We start from the raw sequence: 23,960 nt of genomic DNA, 5'->3' as shown, positions 1-23,960 counted from the left end.
TCCTGAACGGTAGAGGTCGCGTCAGGCGAACCAGCCCTGCGGCTCCGGTGAGGTGTTGCGCCAGATGTGCTTCGTCTCGCGGTACTCGGCGAGCCCGCTCGGCCCGAGCTCTCGGCCCGTGCCGGACTGCTTGAACCCTCCCCACTCGGCCTGCGGCAGATAGGGGTGGTAGTCGTTGATCCACACCGTGCCCAGGCGCAGCCGCGCCGCCATCCGGCGGGCCCGCGCCTCGTCGCTCGTCCAGACCGCGCCCGCGAGTCCGTAGATCGTGTCGTTCGCGAGCCGGACCGCCTGGTCCTCGTCGCCGTCGCGGAAACGTTCCACCGTCAGGACGGGCCCGAAGGACTCCTCCCGCACCACCGACATCCCGGCGTGGCACTCGTCGAGGACCGTCGGCAGGTAGTAGAAGCCCTGGTCGTACGCGGGCCCTTCGGGCCGGGCGCCACCGCAGCGCAGCACCGCGCCCTCCGCCAGACCGCGCTCCACATATGCCTCGACCTTGGCGCGATGGGCGGCCGAGATGAGCGGTCCGGTCCGGGCCCGCTCGTCGAAGGGCCCGCCGAGCCGGATCTCCCCGGCCCGGCGCACGACCTCGTCGACGAACCGGTCGTGCAGCGAGTCCTCGACCAGGAGCCGCGCACCCGCCGAGCAGACCTGCCCCGAGTGCAGGAACACCGCTGTGAGCGCCATGTCCACGGCGGCCTCGAAATCGGCGTCCGCGAAGACGATGTTCGGGTTCTTGCCGCCCAGTTCGAGCGCGACCTTCTTCACCGTCCCGGCGGCCGCCGCCATGAGTCGGCGGCCGGTCTGCAGCCCGCCGGTGAAGGACAGGAGGTCGACGTCGGGATGGTCGGCGAGCGGCGCCCCCGCCTCGGGGCCAGCTCCGAGCACCAGGTTCGCCACGCCGTCCGGCAGCCCGGCCTCCGCGAGCAGCCGCATCAGATGGATCGCGGTGTGCGGGGTCAGCTCGCTCGGCTTCAGCACGAAGGTGTTGCCGGCGGCGAGCGCCGGGGCGACCTTCCAGGCCGTCTGCAGCAGCGGATAGTTCCACGGCGTGATCAGCCCGCAGACCCCCACCGGCTCGTACACGACCCGGCTGTCGGCGCCGGCGCTGCCGGTGTCGATCACCCGGCCCGTCTCGGCTGCCGCGAGCCGGCCGAAGTAGCGGAAGCAGTTCGCGATGTCGTCCATGTCGTACGCGCTCTCCACCAGCCGCTTGCCGGTGTCGAGGGACTCCGCGCGGGCCAGCGCGTCCTTGTCGCGTACCAGCAGGTCGGCGACCCGCAGCAGCAGGTCGCCGCGGTCCGCGGCCGGGGTCGACGGCCAGGGGCCCTCGTCGAAGGCGCGGCGTGCGGCCGCGATGGCCTCGACGGTGTCCTTGCCGCCGGCCTCGTCGACCACCGCCACCAGGCTGCCGTCGGCCGGGCAGCGGATTTCACGGGTCCGCTCGTCGAGCGCGGACCGCCACGCACCGCCGATGAAGAGTTCGGGCATGTCTCTCGTTCCTCCTGGTCAGCGCCGTATCGAAGGCGCCCTGGCAGCTTGGTGTCTCACCACACGGCCGCGATCCATGCCGAATGTGACCGTGATCACGCCTGGTCGGAGGGATGGGACCGCAGCTTTTCGAGCAGCCATGCGTGGAAGATCTCGATGTGATGCTCGGTGGGCACCAGCACTCCGCCGGACCGGTAGGCGCGGGAGGCCATCGCCGGCTGGGTGCGCTCGCAGGCGTCGAAGTCCTGCACGTTCACCCGGTGGAAGAGCTCCACCGACCGGGAGACGTCGGCGCCGGAGTCCACGACCTCGGGCGCGTACAGCCAGTCGCACTCGACGACGGTGCGGTCCTCGGCGAGCGGGAACATCCGGTGCAGGATCACATGATCGGGGACGAGGTTGATGAACACGGTCGGTTTGACAGTGATCGCGTAGTAGCGCCGGTCCTGCTCCTCGGCCACATCCGGCAGACGGGCGAAGCCCTCGCTGCCGTCAACGGTGAACCCCTTGACCTCCTCGGCGAACGCGGCGCCGTGCCCCACGTAGTACTGGGCCGCGTAGCCGTCCGCGAACTCCGGTAGCACATCGGTGAGTTCGGGATGGATGGTGGCGCAGTGGTAGCACTCCATGAAGTTCTCGACGATCAGCTTCCAATTGGCCTTCACGCCATAGGTGATGCGTTTGCCGAGCGCGAGGTTCTCGGTGCCGTACCGCTCGATGGAGGCGGCGTCGCCGAGCCGTTCCACGGCCGCGCCGACCACGGTCTCCTCGAACGACGGCGGTTCGTCGGCCAGGCACACCCACGCGTACCCCAGCCATTCGCGCAGGTGCACCGTCACCAGACCGTAGGCCGTGCGGTCGACGTCGGGCATCTTCACCAGGTTCGGCGCCGCGATCAGCTTGCCGTCGAGGTCGTACGTCCAGGCGTGGTACGGGCATTGGAGCGCGCGTCGCACCTCACCGGCCTCCTCGGTACACAGCTGCGCGCCGCGGTGCCGGCAGACGTTGAGGAAGGCGCGCAGCTCGCCACTCCGGTTACGGGTGACGATCACGCTCTCGCGGCCGATGCGCACCGTGCGGAACGCACCGGGCCTGGCGAGGTCGGCGCCGCGTACGGCGCAGAACCACATCGATTCGAAGAGCCGCTCCTGCTCCTGCCGGAAGATCTCCGGGTCGGTGTAGAAGTGGCCGGGAAGCGTGGCGATCAGACTCGGGGGCAGCGGCACGGTCGTCATGGCGGGCTCCTCAGGCGGGTGCGGCGGACAGGCGCCGCGGATCGAACAGCTCGATGGGGTGCTCGGTGGTGCCCGTCAGCGCCAGGTCGGCGAGGATCTCGCCGACGACGGGCACGAACTTGAAGCCGTGGCCGGAGAACCCGCAGGCGACGGTGACCGACTCGGGGTGCCGCGGATGGCGAGCGATGACGAAGTGCTCGTCGGGGGTGTTGGAGTACATGCAGGTGGCGGCCTTGAGGAAGTGGCCGGGCAGTGAGGGGATGTGCCGGGACAGCCGGCCGGCCATGGCCGCGACCTCGTCGTCGTGCACGGTCCGGTCGATGGTCTCCGGGGTGCACACGGTGCCCCTGCGGAAGAAGGCGACCTTGGCACCGAGCTCCGGGCCGTCGATCGCGGGGAAGCCGTAGAACTGGACGTCGTCCGCGCTCTCCCAGATGTAGATCGGGTGGTTCTCCGGCAGGAAGGGGCGGGTGCCGCCGTCGGGCTGGAACCAGTGCATGACTTGCCGCTCGATCGTGAACGGCACGCCCAGGTCGGCGAGGAGCCGGGGCGCCCAGGCACCCGGGCAGATCACCAACTGCCCGGCGGTGTAGGTGTCCTCGGCGGTGTGGACGCGTACCCCGTCGCGGTACGGCTCCCAGCGCACCACCGGCTCCTCGAAGTGCAGGTCCGCGCCGGCCTGCGTCGCGAGCTGGAGATGGGCCGCCACGGTGTTCTCCGGGCGCAGGAGCCCCGCCCGTGCCTCGTACAGCGCCACCTCGTCCTCGGTGGGGGTCAGGGTGGGGAAGCGGCGGCGGATCTCCTTCGCGTCGAGCATCTCGTGCGGCAGGTCCCACTGCCGGGCCGAGAGCAGCGAGCCGGACACCGTGCGGGACTCGGGCCTGCCGACCATCACGCCGCCGCACAGCGTCGCGATGTCCCGGCCCGTGTCGCGCTCCAGCGCCTCGTACAGCTCGTACGCGCGCAGCAGCAGCGGTACGTAGGCGGGGTCCTCGAAGTAGGACTGCCGGGTGATGCGCGAACCACCGTGGCTGGAGCCGCGGCTGTGCACCGGACCGAACTTCTCCAGGCCCAGCACACGGGCACCGCGTGCGGACAGATGGTGGGCGGCGGCACTGCCCATCCCGCCGAGGCCGACGACGATCACGTCATGGGTGGGTGACATCCCTGGAACCTTCCTAGCGGCGGATACGGCTCATGTCGGGGTCGAACAGCGGCTCGTCGGCGACGGTGGCGGGGACCTTCTCGCCGATGTACTCGATGTGCACCGCGCTTCCGGAGGCGAGCGGCGGCAGCCAGGCGTACGCGACGCAGCGGCCGAGCGTGTAGCCGTAGGACGCGCTCGTGACGTACCCGGCGGCCCGGCCGTCCACGTACACCGGCTCCTTGCCGAGGACCACGGCGGCCGGGTCGTCGAGGAGCAGCGGCGTCAGCCGGCGGCGGGGCTCGCCGGCCCGTTCCAGCGCGGCCCGTCCGACGAAGTCGCCCTTGTCCATCCGGACGGCGAAACCGACTCCGGCCTCGTACGGGGTGTGCTCGGTGGTCATGTCGTGGCCCCAGGAGCGGTACCCCTTCTCCAGCCGAAGGCTGTTGAAGGCGGACCGTCCGGCGGCGATCACCCCGTGCTCCTGCCCCGCCTCCCACAGGGTGTCCCAGAGCCGCAGCCCCAGATCGGCGCCGGTGTACAACTCCCAGCCCAGTTCACCGACATAGCTGAGCCGCATCGCCGTCACCGGCACATGGCCGAGGTAGGTCTCCTTGGCACGGAAGTAGCCGAAGCCGCGGTGCGAGAAGTCGTCCCGGGTCAGCGGCTGCACGAGGGCGCGGGCGAGCGGGCCCCACACGCCGATGCAGCAGGTGCCGGAGGTGATGTCCCTGATGTGCACTCCCCCACTCTCGGCTTCGCTCGAGCGGGAGGCGCCCCCACCCGGGGAGTGCCGGAGCAGCCAGTCCTCGTCCGCCCGGCTGTTGGCGCCGATCTGGAAGCGGTCGGCGGCCAGCCGCGCGACGGTCAGGTCCGAGCGGATGCCGCCGCCCTCGTCGAGCAGCAGCGTGTAGGTCACGGCGCCCGGCTTCTTGTTCAGGTTGTTCGTGCTCATACGCTGGAGAAAGGCGAGCGCGCCGGGTCCCGTGACCTCCAGCCTGCGCAGCGGTGTCATGTCGTACAGCGCGACCTTCTCGCGGGTCGCCCGGGCCTCCGCGGCGGCGATCGGCGACCAGTGTCGGGCCGACCAGGCGTCCCGCTCCGGCACGGCGAGGGACTCGGCGAGCGGGGCGTTCGCCTCGTACCAGTGCGGACGCTCCCAGCCGCCGCCCTCCAGGAAGGACGCGCCGAGCTCCCGCTGGCGGGCGTGGAAGGGGCTCACCCGCAGCGGGCGGGGCTCCTCCATGGGCTGCAGCGGGTGCAGCACGTCGTAGACCTCGACGAACTGGCGGGCGCCGCGGCCGTGGACGTACGCGGGGGAGCGCTGGACGTCCTCGAAGCGGGTGTGGTCGCACTCGTGGACGTCGAGGGAGGGGCGCCCGTCGACCATCCACTCCGCGACGGCCTTGGCGACCCCCGCCGAGTGCGTGACCCAGACGGCCTCGGCGAGCCAGAAGCCGCGCAGGGAACGGGCCTCGCCGAGAAGCGGCATTCCGTCCGGGGTGAAGGAGAAGACGCCGTTGAAGCCCTCCTCGATCTCGCTGCCGGCGAGCGCGGGCAGGAGCTCTCGGCAGTCGTCCCAGCTCGGCGCGAAGTCCTCGGACGTGAAGGGGAACGAGGAGGGCATGACCGGAGCCTCGTCGTAGGCCGGCACGGCGAACGGGTCGACGGGCAGCGGCCGATGGGCGTAACTGCCGATGCCGATCCGGTCGACGTGCTCGCGGAAGTACAGATCACGGTCCTGGAAGCGCAGGATCGGCAGGGAGGCCTCGTCGAGAGGATCGTTGACGCCGGCGAGCTCCGGAAGGGGCGCGGTCTTCGCGTACTGATGGGCGAGCGGCAGCAGCGGGACGTCCACGCCTGCCATCCGCCCGACGACGGGGCCCCAGAAACCGGCCGCCGACACGACGTGGTCGGCCGGGAAGACGCCCCGGTCGGTGACGACCCCGGTGACACGGCCGTCCTCCCGCTCGATGCCGGTGACCGTGTGCCGCTCCAGGAAGCGCGCACCGCGTGACTCGGCGCGCTCACGCTGAGCGCGGCAGGCGAGCACCGCGCGGGCCAGGCCGTCGTCCGGGGTGTGGAACCCGCCGACGACCTTGCTCTCGTCGAGCAGCGGCCACAGCTCCTTGCAGCGCCGGGCCGAGACCAGTTCGCCGCGGATCCCCCAGGAGGCGGCGTACCCGGCCCTCCGGTGCAGTTCGGCCCAGCGCTCCTCGGTGGTGGCCAGTTCGAGCCCACCGACCGCGTGGAAGCAGGGCAGCCCGTCGACCTCCAGCGAGCTGAACTTCTCCACGGTGTACGAGGCGAAGGCGCTGAGTGTCCTGGACGGGCTGGTACGGAAGACGAGGCCCGGGGCATGGGAGGTGGAGCCGCCGGGGGCGGGCAGGGGGCCCTGGTCGAGGACCGTGACATCGGTCCAGCCGCGGGCGGTCAGCTCCTCGGCGAGCGAGCAGCCCACGATGCCGGCGCCGATGACCACGACGCGGGGAGGCGTGGGCACGGCGTCGGTCACAGGATCACCACCGAGCGCAGGACTTCGCCGCGATGCATCTTGGCGAAGGCGTTCTCGACCTCGTCGAGCCCGATCGTCTCGGTGACGAACGAGGTGAGGTCCAGGAGACCGTAGAGGTACTGGTCGATCAGGATCGGGAAGTCGCGGCTCGGCAGACAGTCGCCGTACCAGGACGACTTCAGCGCGCCGCCGCGCGAGAAGAGGTCGATCAGGGGGAGGTCGATCCTCATCTCAGGGTCGGGGACGCCGACCTGGACGAGCACCCCGGCGTGGTCCCGCATGTAGAAGGCCTGCTTGTACGTCTCGGGGCGGCCGACGGCGTCGATGGCGATGTCCACCCCGAAGCCGTCGGTCAGCGCGCGCACGGCCTCGACGGGGTCCGTGCCAAGGGAGTTGACCGTATGCGTGGCGCCAAACTTCTCCGCCTGATCCAGTTTCCTGTCGTCGATGTCGACGGCGATGACCTTGCGGGCCCCGTTCAGACAGGCGCCCGCGATGGCCGCGTTGCCGACTCCGCCGCAGCCGATCACGGCCACCGTGTCGCCGTTGCCGACCCGTCCGGTGTTCACGGCCGCGCCGTAACCGGCCATCACACCGCAGCCGATGAGGCCGGCCGCCTCGGGTCGGGCGGCGGGGTCGACCTTCACCGCCTGTCCGGCCGCCACCAGTGTCTTCTCGGCGAAGGCACCGATGCCCAACGCGGGGGAGAGCGGCGTGCCGTCCGACAGGGTCATGGGACGGGTCGCGTTGCGGGAGTCGAAGCAGTACCAGGGACGTCCGCGGCGACAGGAGCGGCAGGTGCCGCAGGGGGCGCGCCAGGCGAGGACGACGTAGTCGCCCGGCGCCAGGTCGGTGACTCCCTCGCCCACGGATTCGACGGTGCCGGCCGCCTCGTGGCCGAGCAGGAACGGGAAGTCGTCGTTGATCGCCCCTTCCCGGTAGTGCAGATCGGTGTGGCAGACCCCGCAGGCCTGCACGGCGACGAGAACCTCGCCGGGACCGGGGTCGGGGACGAGGATCGTCCGCACCTCGACGGGTGCGCCCTTCTCGACGGCAACGACGGCACGAACCTCATGCGACACGATGGGCTCCTCGGTTGTTGCGCATTGCACGATGGGTTGCGCGATGGGGAACATAGTGAGAACGCCGACAACGGGGCGTCAAGAGGCCGGAGTTAACGTCGGGCAAAACCCGTCGGTGGACCGCACCGCTCCCGACACACGGCGACGCGGGGCCGGGTCTCCCCGGCCCCGCGTCGTGAGGGGCACCGCTCGGTCGGTTCCTGTCAGAAGCCGTAACCCATGCGCCGGGACAGCTCGTCGGCCGCGACGACGGTCCGTGCGGCGAGCTCGGTGAGGCGCTCGCGCTCCAGCCGGTAGGCCGGACCCGAGACGCTGATCGCGCCGATCACCCGGCCGTCGTGCGCCCGTACCGGCGCGGCGACCGCGTGGAGTCCCAGCTCCAGCTCCTCGGCGGCGATGGCGAAGCCCTGTGCGTACGCCGAGTCCAGTTCGGCGCGCAGCATCCCCGCGCTCGTCACCGTGTGCTCCGTGAACCGCGGCAGCGCCCGGGCGAGCAGGCCCTCGCGCAGGGTCACCGGCAGATGGGCCAGGAGCACCTTGCCGCTGGACGTGGCGTGCAGGGGAGTGCGCCGGCCCAGCCAGTTCTGCGCGGTCACGGAGGCGGGTCCGCGGGCCTGCATGATGTTGACGGCCGCGTCGTCGTCGAGGACCGCGATGTTGACCGTCTCGCCCAGTTCGTCGGCGAGTTCACGGCACACCGGCGCGGCCTCCTGGGAGATGTCCAGCCGTACGGCGGCGGCTCCGGCCAGGCGAAGGATGCCGGCGCCGAGGAAGTACTTGCCCCGGTCCTGCGCCTGGGAGACCAGGCCCCGGTTCTCCAGCACCCCGAGGAGACGGAACGCGGTGGACTTGTGCACGTCCAGCTCGTCGGCGATCTCGGTGACCCCGACCTCGCCGTGCCGGGCCAGGATCTCGAGGACGCTGACGGCGCGGTCCACCGACTGGATCGCCCCCGCCCCGCCTCTGGGTGCCCGCTCCGGGGTCGTCCCGGTCGGTCCGTCTGTCTCCTCGGCCGGTTCGGCTGCTGTGCGGTCGCGGGTCATAGCTCAACTCTCGCCATCTTGCGGCCCCTTGGGCACGCATCTTCGGGAAGCCCTTGACGCGGCGGGCACCCCGACCGGATTCTGTTGCGCATAGCGCTCCCTCATGCGCCATACGCAACCTGATGTTACCGAAGCGTCCTTCAGATCACTCCTGGACCGAGGGGGGCCCGTGATTCCCGTCTGCCGCCTTGAAGACCTCCCCGTGGGCGAATCCGTACGGATCGATACCACTCCGCCGATCGCGGTGTTCAACGCCGACGGCATGCTGTACGCCATCGACGACACATGCAGCCATCAGGACGCCTCTCTCTCCGAGGGATGGCTCGAGGGCTGTCTGGTCGAATGCCCGCTCCACGCCGCCTCATTCGACCTTCGTACCGGCCGGCCGACGTGTCTGCCCGCGCGGCGGCCCGTCCGCACGCACGAGGTCGTCGTCGAGGACGGCGTCATCCATGTCCGGCCCGCCGTACAGGAGGGCACCGCGGCATGAGGACCGTCACCGTCGTCGGCGCCTCGCTCGCCGGCCTGTACGCCGCCCGCGAGCTGCGCGCCCAGGGATTCGACGGGCGGCTCGTGATCGTGGGCGAGGAACCCCACCCGCCCTACGACCGGCCGCCGCTCTCCAAGGACTTCCTCACCGGGCGGGTCGACGAGGAGCAACTGGCCCTCTCCGATCCGGAGGAGGAGGCCGAACTCGACGCGGAGTGGCTGCTCGGCACCCGCGCCCGGGGCCTCGACGCCCGCGGCCGCACTCTCCTTCTGGAGAACGGCCGCACCCTCGTCACCGACGGGCTCGTGATCGCCACCGGAGCCTCCGCCCGCCGGCTGCCCGGGACCGACGGACTCGCCGGTGTCCACACCCTGCGCACCCTCGACGACGCGCGCGCCCTGCGGGCCGCCCTGGGCGGCGGCTGCCTGCGGGTCGTCGTCATCGGTGGCGGCTTCATCGGCGCCGAGACCGCCTCCTCCTGTGCCTCGCTCGGCCACGAGGTCACCGTGGTGGAGGCCGCCCCGCTCCCGCTGCTGCCGCAACTCGGCCCCGAGATGGCCGCGGTGTGCGCCGCGCTGCACCGGCGCGGCGGCACCGAACTGATCACCGGCACCGGCGTGGCCCGGCTGAACGGCCAGGAGTCCGTCACCGAAGTCGAGCTGGCCGGCGGCCGGACACTCCCCGCCGACCTGGTCGTCGTCGGCATCGGAGCCGTACCCAACACCGGGTGGCTCGCCGGCTCCGCCCTTACGCTGAGCGACGGCGTCCTCTGCGACGACGGCTGCGTCACCGCCCTCCCGCAGGTCGTGGCCGTGGGTGACGTCGCCCGCGTCGGCGGGCTGCGCGCCGAGCACTGGACCAGCGCGACCGAGCAACCCGCCGTCGCCGTACGCAATCTGCTGGCCGGACGGACCGTGGACAGCGCGCGCCCGCTGCCCTCCTTCTGGTCGGACCAGTACGGCGCGCGCATCCAGTTCGCGGGGCGCCGCCGCGAAGGGGACGACGTACGGGTCGTCGAAGGGTCCACTGCCGAGGGCGGCTTCCTCTGCCTCTACGAGCGGGAGGGCCGCACGACCGCCGTCCTGGCCGTCGACCGCCCCCGCCCCTTCATGCGGGCCCGGCGGGAGCTGAGCTCCGCTCAGTCGCCCGACCTGCCCCTGCCCTTCCGTCCCGTGCGGGCGGAGTCCTTGGCCCCGGTCGTCGAGCCGGGGTAGAGGTGATCGACCTCGGGCCTGAGGTCCAGTATGTCGAGGAACTCCGCGAGCTCGGCCCGGTCGGTCGTCCGGCTCGCGACGACCCGACGGGCGGCACGGCGGCGCTCTCCGGGATCCTGCCCCGGCGAACCGTCGTTCTCCTCTGTGAGGTCCATGACGCCGATCCGACCACACCACGGCCCGCCCCGCATCACCCACCTCCTGCCGGCAGCCCCGTTCAGTGGATGCCGAGGAAGATGGCGCCCGGTGTGTTCAGGTCGTCGTTGTTGAGGTGGAACGCGCGCAGCGACCGGTTGATCTCCCGCTGGGAGACATATGCGTCGCGGTCCAGATCGAGCCGCTCGAAGACCGCCGGGCCCTCGTCGCCCGACACACCCCAGACGGCGAGATAGGCGGCGAACTCCTCCTTGCTGACCCGCTTGTCGCCCGTCGTGTCCATGATGCGGAAGATCGCCTCCGCGAGATTCTCGAGCAGCTCGGGGCGGTCCGTGTCGTAGCCCACCGCGCGGTGCGCGGCGACGAACTCCTCCTGGTTCAGCCGGTCCTGCCCGGGCACCGCCTGGGTGAGCAGCCCGAGCCACTGGGACCAGTACGCCCGGCCCAGTGCCTGGATCCGGGGATCGTCCTCCGCAAGGCCGTAGGCGTCGGCGTACGCCTCCACGATCCGCCGGTGGTCGGACCAGGTGACGAACCCGTTCCCGTCGGTGTCCAGCACCGCGAAGAGTCGCAGAAGCCTACGGGTGATCGGATCGAACGTCGCCATTCTTCCGCTTCCTTCCGGTAGTGACGTGGGTTTCGCCGTCCCAGTGTCGTCGCCCGTACGGACCGGGGCACGGCGCAACACCCGTCCGCGGGGCGCGCGAGGGCGTGGCGTGCGTCACCATCGGGTCATGGAACCCGGCCATGAGGTGGGCGACGACGCGCTCCCCGACGTGCCGGAGCTCGTCGCGGAACTGACCCGGCGGGCCGACCCGCGACGCCTGCGGCGCGATGTGGAGTTCCTCGCCGATCGCCCGCGCGGGCGGATCCACGCGCCCGAGGCCATGGTCCGGGCCGAGACGCGTGTGGCGGAGGAGCTGGACCGGGCCGGCTGGCGGACCGAACGGCAGCCTTTCGACGTCCGGTGGCGTCCCGGCTGCACCGATCGCCCCGGCAGTGCGACGGCACCGCTCCGGTTCCGGCTGCACCGACGGCTCACCGGCGCGAACCTGCTGGCCACGCTGCCGGGGCCGACGGTGAACGGAGACCGTCCCACCGTCCTCGTCGGAGCGCACCTCGACACCGTCGAGGGAAGCCCCGGTGCCGACGACAACGCCTCCGGAGTCGCCGCGCTCCTCGAGATCGCCCGGCTGCTCGGCGGGCTGCCGCGGCCACCTGCGGTCACCCTCGCCTGTTTCGACATGGAGGAGCTGGGGTTCATCGGCGCCCGGGTCATGGCGCGGGCACTGCGCCGTGGGCGTCGTGTCGGCGGCATGATCTGTCTGGAGTCGGTCGGCTGCTTCGCGACAGGGACGGGAACCCAGGCGCTGCCGCCGGGGTTCGGCGCGGTCTTCCCCCGCGTGGCCGCCTCCGTGCGCGCGGCCGGGCGGCGGGGCGACTTCACCCTCGTGGTCCATCGCCGCTCGTCGGACGCGGCCGCCGCCCTCTGGCGCCGGGCGGCACGGGCCGGCGAGCCACCGCTGCCCGTCGTCACCCTGCGCGACCCGCGTCCGGACGGCCCGCTGGGAACCCTCGCGGGTCTCGTACTGCCCCCGGCGAACCACCTCGGCCGCAGCGACCACGCCGCGTTCTGGAATGCGCGGATTCCGGCCGTCATGCTCACCGGCACGGCGAACTTCCGGAACCCTCGCTACCACCGGCCGACGGACACCCCCGACACCCTCGACTACGACCGTCTGACGGCCGTGGCCGTCGCCACCGCCGTCACCGCCGTGTGCTGGAGGCCCTAGGGGCCCAGGTCCCTCCCGGATCCCCCTCGGAGGCGGAAACGGCACCGTCGACCTACCGTGGTGAGGAGCGCGATCAAGCCGATCCCCGTTTCCGAGGAGGCTGCGATGGAGCGGCACTTTGTCTGGGTGACCACGCGCCGCATCAAGCCGGGCACCCTGGAGGAGTTCGAGCGGGCCTGGCGCCCCGGCTTCTCCCCCGACGGACTGCGCCGAGCCCTGGCCTACTGGTCCGAGGACGGGCAGGAGATCACCGGAGTCTCCTTCTGGGACTCGCAGGAGGCCTGCGACGCCTGGCGCTCCTCCGACGCCGAGCGGGAGCGGCGCGAGGTCATGGCGCCGTACGTCGTCCAGGAGACCGAAGGCTTCTACCGGGGCGGCGAACTGACTCTGCCCGCACGGTGACGACCAACGGGTCCGTACGCCGCGACTACGGATAGGTCCGTACACCGCGACTACGGATAGGTGCGTACGTCGTCGTTGTACTCCCGGGCCCGCTCCCGCACGAGCGCGGGCAGCGTTCCCGACGCCAGGTCCGCGAGGGTCGTGCCCTCCAGGACCTGGCGCAGACTCGTGCGCACGGCCCGCCACACGTCCGGCATGGGCGCGGCGGCGCCCTGGTACTCCAGACCGGTCAGCTTCAGGTCGCGCACGCTCACGAGGGGCCCGTCCATCGCGCGGACGACATCGGCGAGGGTGATCTCCGCGGGGGGTCTCGCGAGGGTGTACCCGCCGTCCGGGCCGCGCACGCTCCGGACCAGCCGGGCCTGACGCAACTCGCTGAGGACGACGAAGAGGAAGCGGACGGGGATGTCCTGACGGCCCGCGATGTCCTCTGCCTTCAGGGGCCGGTCGGGGGAGCAGGCCAGCTCCGCCATGGCCCGGACCGCGTAGTCCGTTCTTGCTGAGATCCTCACCGCCTCAATGTCTCACGGTTGGCGCGAATGCGATCCGGCGCGGGTCGCGAGGACGTGGCAGGGCTTGTCAGTGCACATTGTTCATCGACATAGTGCACTTCACTGTGCAGCGCCCGCCTGGCTCGGAGGTTCGGTCGTGTCCGTGGTGTCCTTGAGGTCCACTCGTCCGCGCTCCACCGTGGCCGTCGTCGGCGCGGGCGCGGCCGGGGCGCTCGTCGCCGTCCAGCTGTGCGAGGCCGCGGCGCGTCGGCGCACGCCCCTCGACCTGGTCCTGATCGACCCGGCGGCGGAGGCGGGCCGCGGAACGGCGTACGCCACCGAGGTCGCCGAACACCGGCTCAACGTCCCGGTCGGCGGGATGAGCTGCTACCCGGACGACCCCGGCCACTTCCTGCGCTGGCTCTGCCGCCATGGCGAATCCGCCGTCGCCGCCACCGACTTCGCGTCCCGCTACCGCTTCGGCTCGTACCTCGCCGACACCCTGGGCCGCGCCATCATCACCGCCCACGGCACGGTCTCCGTACGCCGCCTGCGGGCGAGGGCGACGCGCTGTGCCGACACCGCCGACGGGCGCCTGGAGCTCCGGCTCGCCGACGGCGGGACCGTGACCGCCGACACCGTCGTCCTGGCCACCGGGCCCGCCGCGGGCACCGCCGGCTGGGCCACGGACGAACTGCGCGACTCCGACCGGTTCATCGCCCGCCCCTGGGCACCCGGCGCGCTCGACGAGGTCGGTGCGCACGACGACGTGCTGCTGGTCGGCACCGGGCTGACCGCCGTCGACCTCGCGCTCGTCCTCGACCGGCAGGGCCGCACCGTCCACGCCCTGTCCCGCAGCGGCCTGTTGCCCCAACCCCACGCCGTCGCCCCGCTCCCGCCCGTACCGCCGCCGCCGGGACTCGCGGCCCTGCCACTGCACCACCTGCGCACCGAACTCCGGCGCCATCTGACCGCCTCGATGCGCGACCACGGCGACTGGCGGCCCGCCCTCGACGGGCTGCGCCCCGGCATCGTGGCGCTCTGGCAGGGCCTCACCGACGAGGAGCGGGCCGAGTTCCTCGACCGCGACGCCACCCGGTGGAACGTTCACCGGCACCGGATGGCCCCGACCACCGCCGAGAGCATCGCCCGCGCCCGCGCCGCCCGCCGCCTGCGGATCCACGCCGGACGGATCGTCTCGGCCTCGCCCCGGGAGGACGGCCGGCTCGCCGTCGCGCTCGCCGACGGACGGGAACTGACGGTGGCCTGGGTGGTGGACTGCACCGGGCCCGGGCTCCGGATGGACGCCTCGGGCGACCCGCTGTGGGGCGGGCTGCTCGCCGACGGCCTCGCGGCGCCCGGACCGCTCGGCATCGGCGTCGCCACCGACGCCGGCAGGCTGCGCGACACCCATGGCCGCAGCGAGCGGCCCCTGTTCACCCTCGGCAGCCCGCGCCGCGGCGAGCTGTGGGAGACCACCGCCATCCCCGAGATCAGGGCCCAGGCCAAGGACATCGCCGAGGCCGTGCTCGCCCCGCTCACCCGCACCTTGCAGACCACCCGCCGCCGGCCCACCGACCAGTTCGGCCTGCCGCTGTCGACCCACGCCGCCGCCGCGGCCTCCTTCCGCAGTGGACTCGCCCGGGTCGTCACCGTACGGGCGAAGGCGGCCGAGGCGTTCGCCCGGGCCACCGAGCTCGACCCCGGCTTCGCCCTCGCCCACGCCGCGCTCGCCCTGCTCGGCCACGAGTGCGGCGCGGACGTCGATGTGGACCGGGAACTCGCCGACGCCCAGCGCAGCGCGGCCGAACGCGGCGACGAGCGCGAACGCTCCTTCGTCGACGTCGTCACCCGCCGGGTCCGCTCCCACGACGGCAACGGTGGTGAGGACGGCGACCGGGCGCTCGTCGACCACCTCGACCGCTTCCCCGGCGACGCCTTCGCCCTCTCCACCGCCGTCCCCACCATCGCCTTCTCCGGGGTCGGCGACCTCGACGGCACGCTGGCCCAGCGGCTCGTGGAGCGCACGGCGCCCGCCTACGACGGCCACTGGTTCCACACCTCGCTCCTCGCCTTCCTCCGCCAGGAACAGGGGCGCATCGACGAGGCGGGCGCCCTCGCCCGGGTCGCCCTGGCGGCCGAGCCCGCCTCCGGGCACGCCGTGCACGCCCTCGCCCATGTCCACTACGAGTCCGGCGAGCACCGGGCCGGCCGCGACTGGCTCGACCGCTGGATCGGCGGCCAGGGCCGGGGCGCGGTGCACCGGGCCCACTTCTCCTGGCACGTGGCGCTGCACGAACTCGCCCTGGACGACGCCGTGGCCGTACGCCGCCGCTGGTTCGCCCAGCTCGCACCCCGCCAGGTGAACGGCGTCCGGGCCCTCGTCGACTCCGGCTCGCTGCTGTGGCGCGCCCGGATGTCGCGGAACTGGACGGGCCCCGTCCCCGTCGGCGGGGTCCTCGACGCGGTCGCCCGCGATCTGGTCGAACGGCCCGCGACCGCGTTCACCGCCCTGCACAGCGCCGTCGCCCTGACCGCCGCCGGCGATCTGCCCGCGCTCCGCCGGCTGCGGACCCACGCCGCCGGCGCGGACGCCGTGCAGCGTGAGGTCATCGCACCCCTGTGCCGTGCCCTCGAGGCCGTCCTGGAGGAGCAGTGGACCACCGCCGTGGAGGGGCTGCGCGGTCTGCTGCCCACCCTCCGTCGGGTGGGCGGCAGCGCCGCGCAGCGCGAGGTCGTCGAGGAGACCCTGCTGTACGCGCTGATGGAGGCGGGCCACAGCGACGCGGCCCGCCATCTCCTGGAACAGCGCCTCGACCGCCGCGCCTCCCCGCTCGACCGCCGACGCCTGGCCGACCTGCCCGGGTGAGGGGCCTCAATCCCTCTCGATCAGACGGTGCAGCAGGTTCGCGGCGGCGCGTCCGAACGACGGGTCGTTGAGGTGGGTGTCGACCTCCACGACATCGACCGCGCTGCCGCGCAGCCCGTCCCGGACGGCGGTGAACAGCGCCTCGTCCACCGCCGGGTCGTGGTACGGCCCGCCCGGCGCCCCGAGGGTGGAGAGACCGCGCAGCGGCAGGAAGAGGGTCGTCGGGCCTGTCGCGGACCGCAGCTTCGCCGCGACGCGCGCACCGAGCTCCGCGCACTCCTCGGCCGTCGTCCGCACGACCGATATCGACGGGTTGTGCACTCGCACGTCGCGGTCCAGGACGCGCTCGGGGACCGTGTCGAGCGGCCCGAACTTCACCAGGTCCAGCGCTCCGGGGCTCACCACCTGCGGAAGGCCCGCACGCCCTGCGGCGAGCAACCGGTCGGGTCCCGCCGTCAGGATGCCCCCGAAGAGGTCGTCCGCGAGTTCGCAGAGCGTCAGATCCAGGACGCCCGCGAAGAGCCGCTGCTCCGCCAGCGATTCGAGCGTCCGCCCGCCTGCTCCGCTGGCATGGAAGACCAGCACCTCGTAGCCCAGCTCGGTCAGCCGCTCGCGCGCCGCGTCGACGCCCGGTGTCGTCACCCCCGCCATGCTCGCCGCGATCAGCGGCCGGCCGTCATCGACCGCCGGCGGCCGCACGGCCGCGAACCCCCGTGCCATCCCGGCGACGGCGTCGACCGCGTTCGCCAGTATCGGGGCCGACACCCTGTTGACCCCGGCGATGTCGACCACGCTGTACATCATCGTGATGTCCGTGGAGCCGACATAGGGCGCGACATCGCCCGAGGCCATCGAGGAGACCATCACCTTCGGCACCCCGAGCGGCAGTTCCCGCATCGCCCGCGTCGCGATCGACGTGCCCCCGCTGCCGCCGAGGGCGAGCACCCCGTGCAGCCTGCCCCGCTCGTACAGCCGCCGCACGACCTCCGCCGCACCGCGCGCCATCGCCGTGACGGCCGCGCCGCGGTCCCCCTCGCTCCGTAACCGCTCCAGATCCGTACCCGCCGCCCGGGCCACCTCGGTGCGCGGGACGTCCGACGTTGTCCGCGCCGCTCCGATCACGCCCGCGTCGACCACGATGACCTCGACCCCGCGACTCAGCAGCCGTTCGCGCAGCCATCCGTACTCGAGACCCTTGGTGTCCAGCGTGCCCACCAGTACAACGATCGCCATCCCCGTACTGTCCGGCGAAGTCGACAGAGCGACAAGAGTGTGGCTGCCCGACGCCAGACGGCATACTGACCCCCCTTGATCACCACAACGCATCAGGAGGAGTCATGAGCGCCAGTTTCAAGACCGTCATCGAGGTGGGGGAGGGCCATCTCGACCAGGCCCGGGCCATCGACCGGACGTTCCAGGACGCGATCGCCCCGGCGACCGTCAACTTCGACTTCGACAACATCCGCCAGGCCGCCGACGCCATACCCGACAGCGCCGTCGTCAAGATGGTCCGTGGCTGGGGACTTCAGGAGCACGCCCCGGTCATGGTCATGGTGCTCTCCCTCAAGGAGGCCGTGCGCCAGGCACTGCCCGGCGAGTTCGCCGACGCCTCCTTCTGGGACACCGTGGAGCGGGAGCTGGCCCACGCGTTCACCGGCCTCGCCGCACAGGAGGGCGAGCCGGGACTCTCGTACTACGCGGAGGAGGCGGACCGCACCAGCTACTACCGGGACCTGTTCTTCGCCCTTCAGGACGAGGAGACCGGTGACCACATGTACGCGATCGCGTTCTGCATCGACGTGACCGTCGGACTGGAGAAGGAGAAGGCCGCCGCCCTGGAGATCATGGACATCGCGCCGTACACGATCCGGCTCAACGCGATCGTCCTGCGCCAGGAGCTTCGCCTGGCGGCCTGACGGTCGCCCGAACGTGCGGTGACCCGCACCGGCCCGCCGTCCCGGGCCGACCCCGCGGGGAACCTAGACTGCCCGCATGGCGAAGTACTTCGACGTGCACCCCGAGAACCCCCAGCGGCGCACCATCAGCAGCGTGGCCGACAGCATCCGCGCAGGCGCGCTCGTCGCGTATCCGACGGATTCCTGCTACGCGCTGGGATGCCGGATCGGCAGCCGAGACGGCATCGGCCGCATCCGCTCGATCCGCGAGCTCGACGACCGCCACCACTTCACCCTGGTGTGCCAGAACTTCGCGCAGCTCGGCCAGTTCGTGCACGTCGACAACGACGTGTTCCGCGCCGTCAAGGCGGCGACGCCCGGCAGTTACACCTTCATCCTGCCGGCGACGAAGGAAGTCCCGCGCCAGCTGCTGCACCCCAAGAAGAAGACCGTCGGCGTCCGGATCCCCGACCACGTCGTCACCCAGGCGCTTCTGGAGGAACTCGGCGAGCCGCTGCTCTCCAGCACTCTGCTCATGCCCGGCGAGGACGAACCGATGACCCAGGGCTGGGAGATCAAGGAGCGGCTCGACCACGCGGTGGACGCCGTCCTCGACTCCGGTGACTGCGGCACGGATCCGACGACCGTCATCGACTTCTCGAGCGGCGAGCCGGAGATCGTGCGCCGAGGGGCGGGCGACACCACGCGGTTCGAGTAGCGCGGGGGCGGCATGTGATGATCGCGGCATGACCGTCATACCTGTTCGGCACGGGCTGATTCTGGCCGCGGTGGCCGTCCTGACCACCGGGTGCGGCCTGGCTGCCGAGCTCGACCGCGAGGCCGACCCCGGGCGGACCGCCACCCAGGCGGCCCCCGAGCCGTCGGAGCCCGGCGTGCCCCTCGCCCCGCCGGCCGAATCGCCCCGTCCCACGCCCACGGAGGGCTGCCCGGCCACCGGCGTCAAGGTGTGGACCGGCATGGTCAACGCCGCCATGGGCCTGCGTTCCATGCCGGTCACGCTCACCAACTGCGGAGCGGACGAGCAGCGGTTGAACGGCTATCCGGACGTGCGGGTGCGAGACGTGAACCGCGAGCGCATGGACGTCACGGTCCTCAAGGGCGCGGGACCGATCACCACGCTCGACGACCCGGGCGCGCACCCGGTGACACTGAAGCCAGGGGAGTCCGCACGCAGCGTCTTCGTCTGGCGCTACTCGGCCGTCGACGCGGCGACTCAACGGGGGAGCGGCGTGTACGTGGAGATCGGCCCCGTCGCCGGGGTGGCCAGGCAGACGGTGGAGCCGGAGGGCGGCCTCGACATCGGCGAGACGGGCATGCTCGGCACGACGGCGTGGGAGAAGGTCGTGGACTGAGGTTCGTCGCGTACCGTCACCGGACGAGCCGCAGACGGCCTCGCTTCGCCGCCGCCACCAGCTCGGGCACGGTGCCGAGTTTGACCCGGGGACGCCCGGCGGCGCGGCCCCGCGCCCGTTCGGCCCGTTCGATGGCGGCGAGCCCCCGGGCGTCGACGAGCTGACGGGCGCGGCGGCGCGCGAGTCGCTCGAACGCCCTGTCCGTGCCCGACGGTGCGGGCAGGGCGCCCGCGACGGCGTCGGCGAGAAGCGTGCCGATCGTCTCGGCGGCGCAGGTGCGGTTGGCTCCGATGCCGCCCGAGGGTCCGCGCTTGATCCAGCCGACGACGTACGCGCCGGGCAGCCCGGCCACCCTGCCTCCCTCGTGGGGCACGGTCCCGCTCGCCTCGTCGAAGGGCAGTCCAGGCACCGCCACTCCGCGGTAGCCGACCGCCCGCAGCACCAGCCCGGCCGGGATCTCCCGCTCCTGTGGACCCTCCGTCACCCGCGCACCCCGCACGGCGTCGTCGCCGAGCACCGCCAACGGCGCGGAGTGGAACCGGAGCACGATGCGTCGCCCGGACCCCGGCGGGCATGACCAGTCCACGGTCTCCCGGGCCACGCCCCGCAGCAGGGCCGCCTTCTCACGGGTGCCCGGCTCGGCGCCCTCGATCGCCGCCCCGGTCCGCGGGCCGTGGTCGTCGACCACCAGCCGCACACCGGGCAGGTGGGTGAGCGCGAGCAGTTCGGACGCGGTGTACGCGGCGTCCTCGGGGCCACGGCGCCCGAGCAGCACCACCTCGCGCACCTTCGAGGCGCGCAGGACCGCGAGCGCGTGGTCGGCGATGTCGGTGCCGGCCAGCGTCTCCGGATCCATGACGAGGATGCGGGCCACGTCGAGGGCGACGTTCCCGTTGCCGACCACGACGACCCGCTCGGCCGACAGGTCGATCGTGTCCGGCGCCGCCTCGGGGTGGGCGTTGTACCAGGACACGAACGTGGTCGCCGAGATGCTGCCCGTCAGGTCCTCGCCCGGGACGCCGAGCCGGCGGTCGGTCGAGGCGCCCACCGCGTAGACGACCGCGTCGTGGTGCGCCGCGAGCTCCTCGACGGTGACGTCCTTACCGATCTCGACACCCAGGTGCATCCGTACCCGGGGGTGGTCGTGGAAGCGGGCGAAGGTCTCGCCCACCTTCTTCGTCGAGGGGTGGTCGGGTGCAACGCCGTACCGTACGAGCCCGCCGGCCACCGGCAGGCGGTCGATCAGGGTCACTTCGGCGTTGGTGTTCAGGAGCAGGTCCTCCGCGGCGTACATCCCGGCCGGACCGGTGCCGACGACGGCGACCCGGATCGGCGCGAAGTCGGACGGCACACCACGCTCGAAGGCCGGCGCGCCCCAGGCGTGGAAGTTCGGCCCTGTGACGGCCGGTTCGGGATCCCGGTCGGCGAAGTACGCGGCGTTGACGGCCTCGTACTCCCGCTGCGTCGAGGAGAGGCTGTCCACCGGGAAGATCGCGTCGACGGGACAGGCGTCGGCGCAGGCACCGCAGTCGATGCACGCCTTCGGGTCGATGTGCAGCATCTCCGTGCTGCCGAACGCCCGCTCCTCGGGCGTCGGATGGATGCAGTTGACGGGGCAGACGGCGACGCACGTGGCGTCGCTGCAGCACGTCTGGGTGATGGCGTAGGTCATGTCGTCGGCTCAGCTCGGGTCGGCGGGTCGGTGGGCGAGGCGCGTCAGATCAGGTGGGCGCGCTTGTAGAAGAAGAGCGCCGGTCCGGTGAGGAGACGGGCCGAGGCCAGGAACTCCATGAGGCCCGAGCAGCTGGACCGCATCAGCGACCGGTGGTGCTCGTTCGTCCGCGCCTCGTCGACGGCCCGCCGTGTGTCGAGGCCGGCGTGCGCGTAGACGTCGCGGTTCACCATGCTGGTGACGATGACGTACGAGGCGATCGCGATCACGAGCGCGTTGAGCTGCCGGCGCAGCGGGCCCGCGTGCCGCAGCCTCTTGCGGGTCTCGTCGCGGGCGAACTTCATGTGCCGCGACTCCTCGACGACATGGATGTTGTTGATGGTCCGGACGAACGGCACGACCCGCTCGTCCCGCATCCAGTCGCGCTGCATGACGTCGAGGACCTCCTCGGCGACCAGGATCGCCGCGTAGGCCGCCTCGCCGAAGGCGACCGTCTTGAAGACGCGGCCCAGTTCGACCGCCGCGCGGCGCGGGCGGTAGGCCGGCGCCCCCAGCTTCGCGGCGCCGCGGGCGAACATGATCGAGTGCCGGCACTCGTCGGCGATCTCGGTGAGCGCCCACTGGAACCGCGGGGAGGTCGGGTCCTTGGCGTAGATGTCCCGCAGCACCATCTGCTGGAGGATCATCTCGAACCAGATGCCCGTGCTGGCCACCGACGCGGCCTCCTGCCGCGTCAGCTCCTTGCGCTGCTCGTCGGTCAGTTCCTGCCAGTACGCCGTGCCGTAGAGCGTGCTCCACTCGGGGCTCGCTCCGTGGAAGTCCTTGTCGAGCGGCGTGTCCCAGTCCACCTCGACGACGGGGTCGTACGACAGCTTCGCGGCCGAGTCGAGCAGCCGCCGGGCGACGTCCTGCTCCGCGCGCCGGTCCCGGCTCTCCGTCCGGGCGGTGCTGCTTGCCATGGTGCGGCTCCTTGAATCGAGGGAGTTCGACCCGACGCCGGCCGGCTTCGTCCTTCCCGTCCCCGAGTGACGAGACCGAAGGCCACCGAGCGCCACCACGCTTGTTAGACGCGACGTCTAGCAAGCTGTTAGACGGAACGTATAACAAGAGCACCGTGCGGGCCTACCCCCGTGCGCCGAATTCCACGCGATCTCTCCACCCTCTCCGTGCGCCGACCCACCCATGAGGCAACCCCCGGCGTCGAGTTGCCGTCCTCCGGTGGCGAGAGGGGCGCCCGGGTCTCCCGAGATGCCCCGACGAGACCGAAGGTGAGGAAGTCCGCTTCGATGCGTGTCACGCGCGCGGTGACCGCGGCCGTCGCGTTACTCGCGCTGGCCGCGGCGGCGCCCGCTTACGCCCAACCGGGGCCCGGCTCCACGCCCCGGGCCGCGCAGCCGGGGGCGGGCGGCGGTGGCGCCGAGCTGTCCACCGCGGATGTCGAACGGAGCTGGCTCGAGGAGAACTCCGGCGAGCCCCCGGAGCAGCCTCTGCCGCTCTCGGGGATCCGGGAGGCGCCGTACCTCTCGGTGAACGTGCCCGCCGGGCAGACGCGCGCCGAGGTGAGGGTGCCGACGGTCAAGGGCGCGGTGAGCGAGCCGAGCGAGTCGCTGCGGGCCCGGCTGACCACGTACGACTCGGACTGGGAACCGCACGAGGGCCCGGAGTTCACGGGCTCGGTACGGGACGTCCCGTAGAGCAGCCCGACTGAACGGACTGAACGGACCGAACGGACCGAACGGACCGGACGGACCGGACGGACCGGACGGCGCCCGGCTCCGTGGCTGCGGCCGCCGTCCGGTCGGGAGGTGATGAGGCGTCAGGCCTTCTTGACCACGCTCGACTTGAGCTGCATGGGGCCGAACCCGTCGACCTTGCAGTCGATGTCATGCCCGTCCACACCGTCCACCAGACGGATGTTGCGCACCTTGGTGCCCGCCTTGATGCCGCTCGGGCTGCCCTTGACCTTCAGCGTCCTGACCACGGTGACGGTGTCGCCGTCGGCGAGCACATTGCCGACCGCGTCCTTGATCACCTTCGCGCCGCCGGCGCCGCCCGAGGTGGAGTCGGCGGAGGCGGACCACTCGTGGCCGCACTCCGGGCAGACCAGAAGCGCGCCCATCTCATAGGTGTACGCACTGGAACATCGGGGGCACGGCGGAAGATTCTCGGTCATACGATCATTCTATTTCAGCCAGGGCGCCCCTACCCGCATTCCGTTGATCATGCTGGTGCCGGAAGCCACGAGCCACACGTCACCAGCCATCGACGCCGTACAGCGAGGACCGCCCATGACCGACGCACCGCACTCCTTCCAGCTCCTCCCCGGAGCGCCGCACTCCCCGGTGCTCCTCCATGTGCCGCACTCCTCGCGCGAGCTGCCCCCGGACGTGCGCGACGGCATCGTGCTCGACGACGAGGACCTCGCACGCGAGCTGGACCACATCACCGACTCCCACACGGAGCGGATCGCCGACCTGGCCGCCGGGGCCGCCGGCACGACCCCCTGGCGGTTCGTGAACCGGCTCTCGCGGCTGGTCGTCGACCCCGAGCGCTTCCCCGACGAGCGGGAGGAGATGACCGCCGTCGGGATGGGCGCGGTGTACACACGCACCACGCACCGCGCCGAGTTGCGGCCGGACGGTTTCGACGCGCGGCCGCTCCTGGACCGGTACTTCGAGCCGTACGCGCGGGCCATGACCGCCGCCGTCGCCGATCGGCTGGCCACCGTGGGCCGCGCCGTGATCATCGACGTCCACTCGTACCCGACCCGGCCCCTGCCGTACGAGCTGCACGGCGACGGTCCGCGCCCGCCCATCTGCCTGGGTACGGACCGCCGGCACACACCGCCCGCGCTCCTCGCGTCGGCGCGGGCGGCGTTCGACGGCTTCGGCGGGGTCGGCACGGACAGCCCGTTCGCGGGTACGTACGTGCCGCTGGAGCACTACGGCCGGGACACGCGCGTCAGCGCCCTCATGGTCGAGATCCGCCGCGACGTCTACATGAAGGAGCCTGGCGGCCCCGCCGGGCCGGGCCTCGAGGCACTCGCCACGGCCCTGGCGGAGCTGGTCGACGCGGCGGGGAACACCGACTGA

At 72.1% G+C, this 23,960-nt stretch carries 22 protein-coding genes; 10 read left to right on the top strand and 12 right to left on the bottom strand.

What is annotated here, in order from left to right; translation table 11 throughout:
* Window positions 1-21 precede the first annotated feature (21 nt).
* From ACZ561_RS11490 to ACZ561_RS11465, 6 genes are all read right to left on the bottom strand, one after another.
* Window positions 22-1,494, bottom strand: a complete 1,473-nt coding sequence (locus ACZ561_RS11490) for an aldehyde dehydrogenase family protein (protein WP_470992549.1) — start codon at window positions 1,492-1,494, stop codon at window positions 22-24.
* Window positions 1,495-1,589: 95 nt separating this feature from the next.
* Entirely contained in the window at window positions 1,590-2,729 is a 1,140-nt protein-coding gene (locus ACZ561_RS11485) for an aromatic ring-hydroxylating oxygenase subunit alpha (RefSeq protein WP_470992546.1), read from the bottom strand.
* Window positions 2,730-2,739: 10 nt separating this feature from the next.
* Window positions 2,740-3,894: an N-methyl-L-tryptophan oxidase gene (solA, locus tag ACZ561_RS11480; protein ID WP_470992543.1), complete on the bottom strand. Its 1,155-nt coding sequence runs from the start codon at window positions 3,892-3,894 to the stop codon at window positions 2,740-2,742.
* 13 nt (window positions 3,895-3,907) lie between these two features.
* A complete protein-coding gene (locus ACZ561_RS11475) occupies window positions 3,908-6,388 on the bottom strand; it encodes a GcvT family protein (protein ID WP_470992540.1) in 2,481 nt (826 codons plus the stop codon).
* Complete coding sequence (locus ACZ561_RS11470) at window positions 6,385-7,470, bottom strand: S-(hydroxymethyl)mycothiol dehydrogenase (RefSeq protein ID WP_470992537.1); 1,086 nt, start codon at window positions 7,468-7,470, stop codon at window positions 6,385-6,387. Before ACZ561_RS11470 ends, ACZ561_RS11475 begins: the two co-directional genes overlap by 4 nt.
* 203 nt (window positions 7,471-7,673) lie before the next feature.
* Window positions 7,674-8,513 (bottom strand): IclR family transcriptional regulator, encoded by an 840-nt coding sequence (locus ACZ561_RS11465; RefSeq protein WP_470992534.1) that lies wholly within the window; start codon window positions 8,511-8,513, stop codon window positions 7,674-7,676.
* 169 nt (window positions 8,514-8,682) lie between these two features.
* On the opposite strand from ACZ561_RS11465, the gene ACZ561_RS11460 reads away from it, so the two are divergent.
* A complete protein-coding gene (locus tag ACZ561_RS11460) occupies window positions 8,683-9,003 on the top strand; it encodes a bifunctional 3-phenylpropionate/cinnamic acid dioxygenase ferredoxin subunit (RefSeq protein ID WP_470992531.1) in 321 nt (106 codons plus the stop codon).
* A complete protein-coding gene (locus ACZ561_RS11455) occupies window positions 9,000-10,217 on the top strand; it encodes an NAD(P)/FAD-dependent oxidoreductase (protein WP_470992528.1) in 1,218 nt (405 codons plus the stop codon). The genes ACZ561_RS11460 and ACZ561_RS11455 overlap by 4 nt, the downstream gene beginning before the upstream one ends.
* A gap of 217 nt (window positions 10,218-10,434) precedes the next feature.
* On the opposite strand, the gene ACZ561_RS11450 is transcribed toward ACZ561_RS11455, so the two are convergent.
* Window positions 10,435-10,980: an EF-hand domain-containing protein gene (locus tag ACZ561_RS11450; RefSeq protein WP_376432237.1), complete on the bottom strand. Its 546-nt coding sequence runs from the start codon at window positions 10,978-10,980 to the stop codon at window positions 10,435-10,437.
* A 127-nt stretch (window positions 10,981-11,107) separates the two neighbouring features.
* On the opposite strand from ACZ561_RS11450, the gene ACZ561_RS11445 reads away from it, so the two are divergent.
* Complete coding sequence (locus ACZ561_RS11445; RefSeq protein WP_470992525.1) at window positions 11,108-12,166, top strand: M28 family peptidase; 1,059 nt, start codon at window positions 11,108-11,110, stop codon at window positions 12,164-12,166.
* Window positions 12,167-12,271: 105 nt separating this feature from the next.
* Entirely contained in the window at window positions 12,272-12,568 is a 297-nt protein-coding gene (locus ACZ561_RS11440; protein ID WP_376432241.1) for an antibiotic biosynthesis monooxygenase family protein, read from the top strand.
* 50 nt (window positions 12,569-12,618) lie between these two features.
* Here ACZ561_RS11440 and ACZ561_RS11435 read toward each other — a convergent pair whose 3' ends face one another.
* Window positions 12,619-13,080 (bottom strand): RrF2 family transcriptional regulator, encoded by a 462-nt coding sequence (locus ACZ561_RS11435; RefSeq protein ID WP_329112882.1) that lies wholly within the window; start codon window positions 13,078-13,080, stop codon window positions 12,619-12,621.
* A 136-nt stretch (window positions 13,081-13,216) separates the two neighbouring features.
* Between ACZ561_RS11435 and ACZ561_RS11430 the strand changes: the two genes are divergently transcribed.
* Window positions 13,217-15,928, top strand: coding sequence for an FAD/NAD(P)-binding protein (locus ACZ561_RS11430; RefSeq protein WP_470992520.1), 2,712 nt, complete (start codon window positions 13,217-13,219; stop codon window positions 15,926-15,928).
* 6 nt (window positions 15,929-15,934) lie between these two features.
* On the opposite strand, the gene ACZ561_RS11425 is transcribed toward ACZ561_RS11430, so the two are convergent.
* A complete protein-coding gene (locus ACZ561_RS11425) occupies window positions 15,935-17,161 on the bottom strand; it encodes a Tm-1-like ATP-binding domain-containing protein (protein ID WP_470992517.1) in 1,227 nt (408 codons plus the stop codon).
* Between the two features lie 104 nt (window positions 17,162-17,265).
* On the opposite strand from ACZ561_RS11425, the gene ACZ561_RS11420 reads away from it, so the two are divergent.
* The 3 genes from ACZ561_RS11420 (at window position 17,266) to ACZ561_RS11410 (ending at window position 19,196) form a co-directional block, all read left to right on the top strand.
* Window positions 17,266-17,844 carry a Type-2Aa cytolytic delta-endotoxin gene (locus tag ACZ561_RS11420; RefSeq protein ID WP_470992514.1) on the top strand — a complete coding sequence of 193 codons (579 nt, stop codon included), beginning with the start codon at window positions 17,266-17,268 and terminating at the stop codon, window positions 17,842-17,844.
* A gap of 76 nt (window positions 17,845-17,920) precedes the next feature.
* Entirely contained in the window at window positions 17,921-18,541 is a 621-nt protein-coding gene (locus tag ACZ561_RS11415) for an L-threonylcarbamoyladenylate synthase (RefSeq protein ID WP_376432251.1), read from the top strand.
* A 28-nt stretch (window positions 18,542-18,569) separates the two neighbouring features.
* Complete coding sequence (locus ACZ561_RS11410; protein WP_470992510.1) at window positions 18,570-19,196, top strand: DUF4232 domain-containing protein; 627 nt, start codon at window positions 18,570-18,572, stop codon at window positions 19,194-19,196.
* 16 nt (window positions 19,197-19,212) lie between these two features.
* On the opposite strand, the gene ACZ561_RS11405 is transcribed toward ACZ561_RS11410, so the two are convergent.
* Window positions 19,213-20,868 (bottom strand): FAD-dependent oxidoreductase, encoded by a 1,656-nt coding sequence (locus tag ACZ561_RS11405; protein ID WP_470992508.1) that lies wholly within the window; start codon window positions 20,866-20,868, stop codon window positions 19,213-19,215.
* 44 nt (window positions 20,869-20,912) lie between these two features.
* Entirely contained in the window at window positions 20,913-21,827 is a 915-nt protein-coding gene (locus ACZ561_RS11400; protein ID WP_470992505.1) for an AurF N-oxygenase family protein, read from the bottom strand.
* A gap of 327 nt (window positions 21,828-22,154) precedes the next feature.
* Here ACZ561_RS11400 and ACZ561_RS11395 point away from each other — a divergent pair, with 327 nt between their 5' ends.
* Window positions 22,155-22,562 (top strand): hypothetical protein, encoded by a 408-nt coding sequence (locus tag ACZ561_RS11395; RefSeq protein ID WP_470992502.1) that lies wholly within the window; start codon window positions 22,155-22,157, stop codon window positions 22,560-22,562.
* Window positions 22,563-22,684: 122 nt separating this feature from the next.
* On the opposite strand, the gene ACZ561_RS11390 is transcribed toward ACZ561_RS11395, so the two are convergent.
* Complete coding sequence (locus tag ACZ561_RS11390; protein ID WP_470992500.1) at window positions 22,685-23,041, bottom strand: zinc ribbon domain-containing protein YjdM; 357 nt, start codon at window positions 23,039-23,041, stop codon at window positions 22,685-22,687.
* Between the two features lie 115 nt (window positions 23,042-23,156).
* Here ACZ561_RS11390 and ACZ561_RS11385 point away from each other — a divergent pair, with 115 nt between their 5' ends.
* The gene (locus ACZ561_RS11385; RefSeq protein WP_470992497.1) at window positions 23,157-23,960 is read left to right on the top strand and encodes an N-formylglutamate amidohydrolase; all 804 of its coding nucleotides are present in this window, start codon (window positions 23,157-23,159) and stop codon (window positions 23,958-23,960) included.

The organism is Streptomyces sp. NPDC039609 (genome assembly GCF_055596705.1).
The sequence above is the reverse complement of the archived record's forward strand: the minus strand, read 5'-3'. Positions and strand labels throughout refer to the sequence as shown.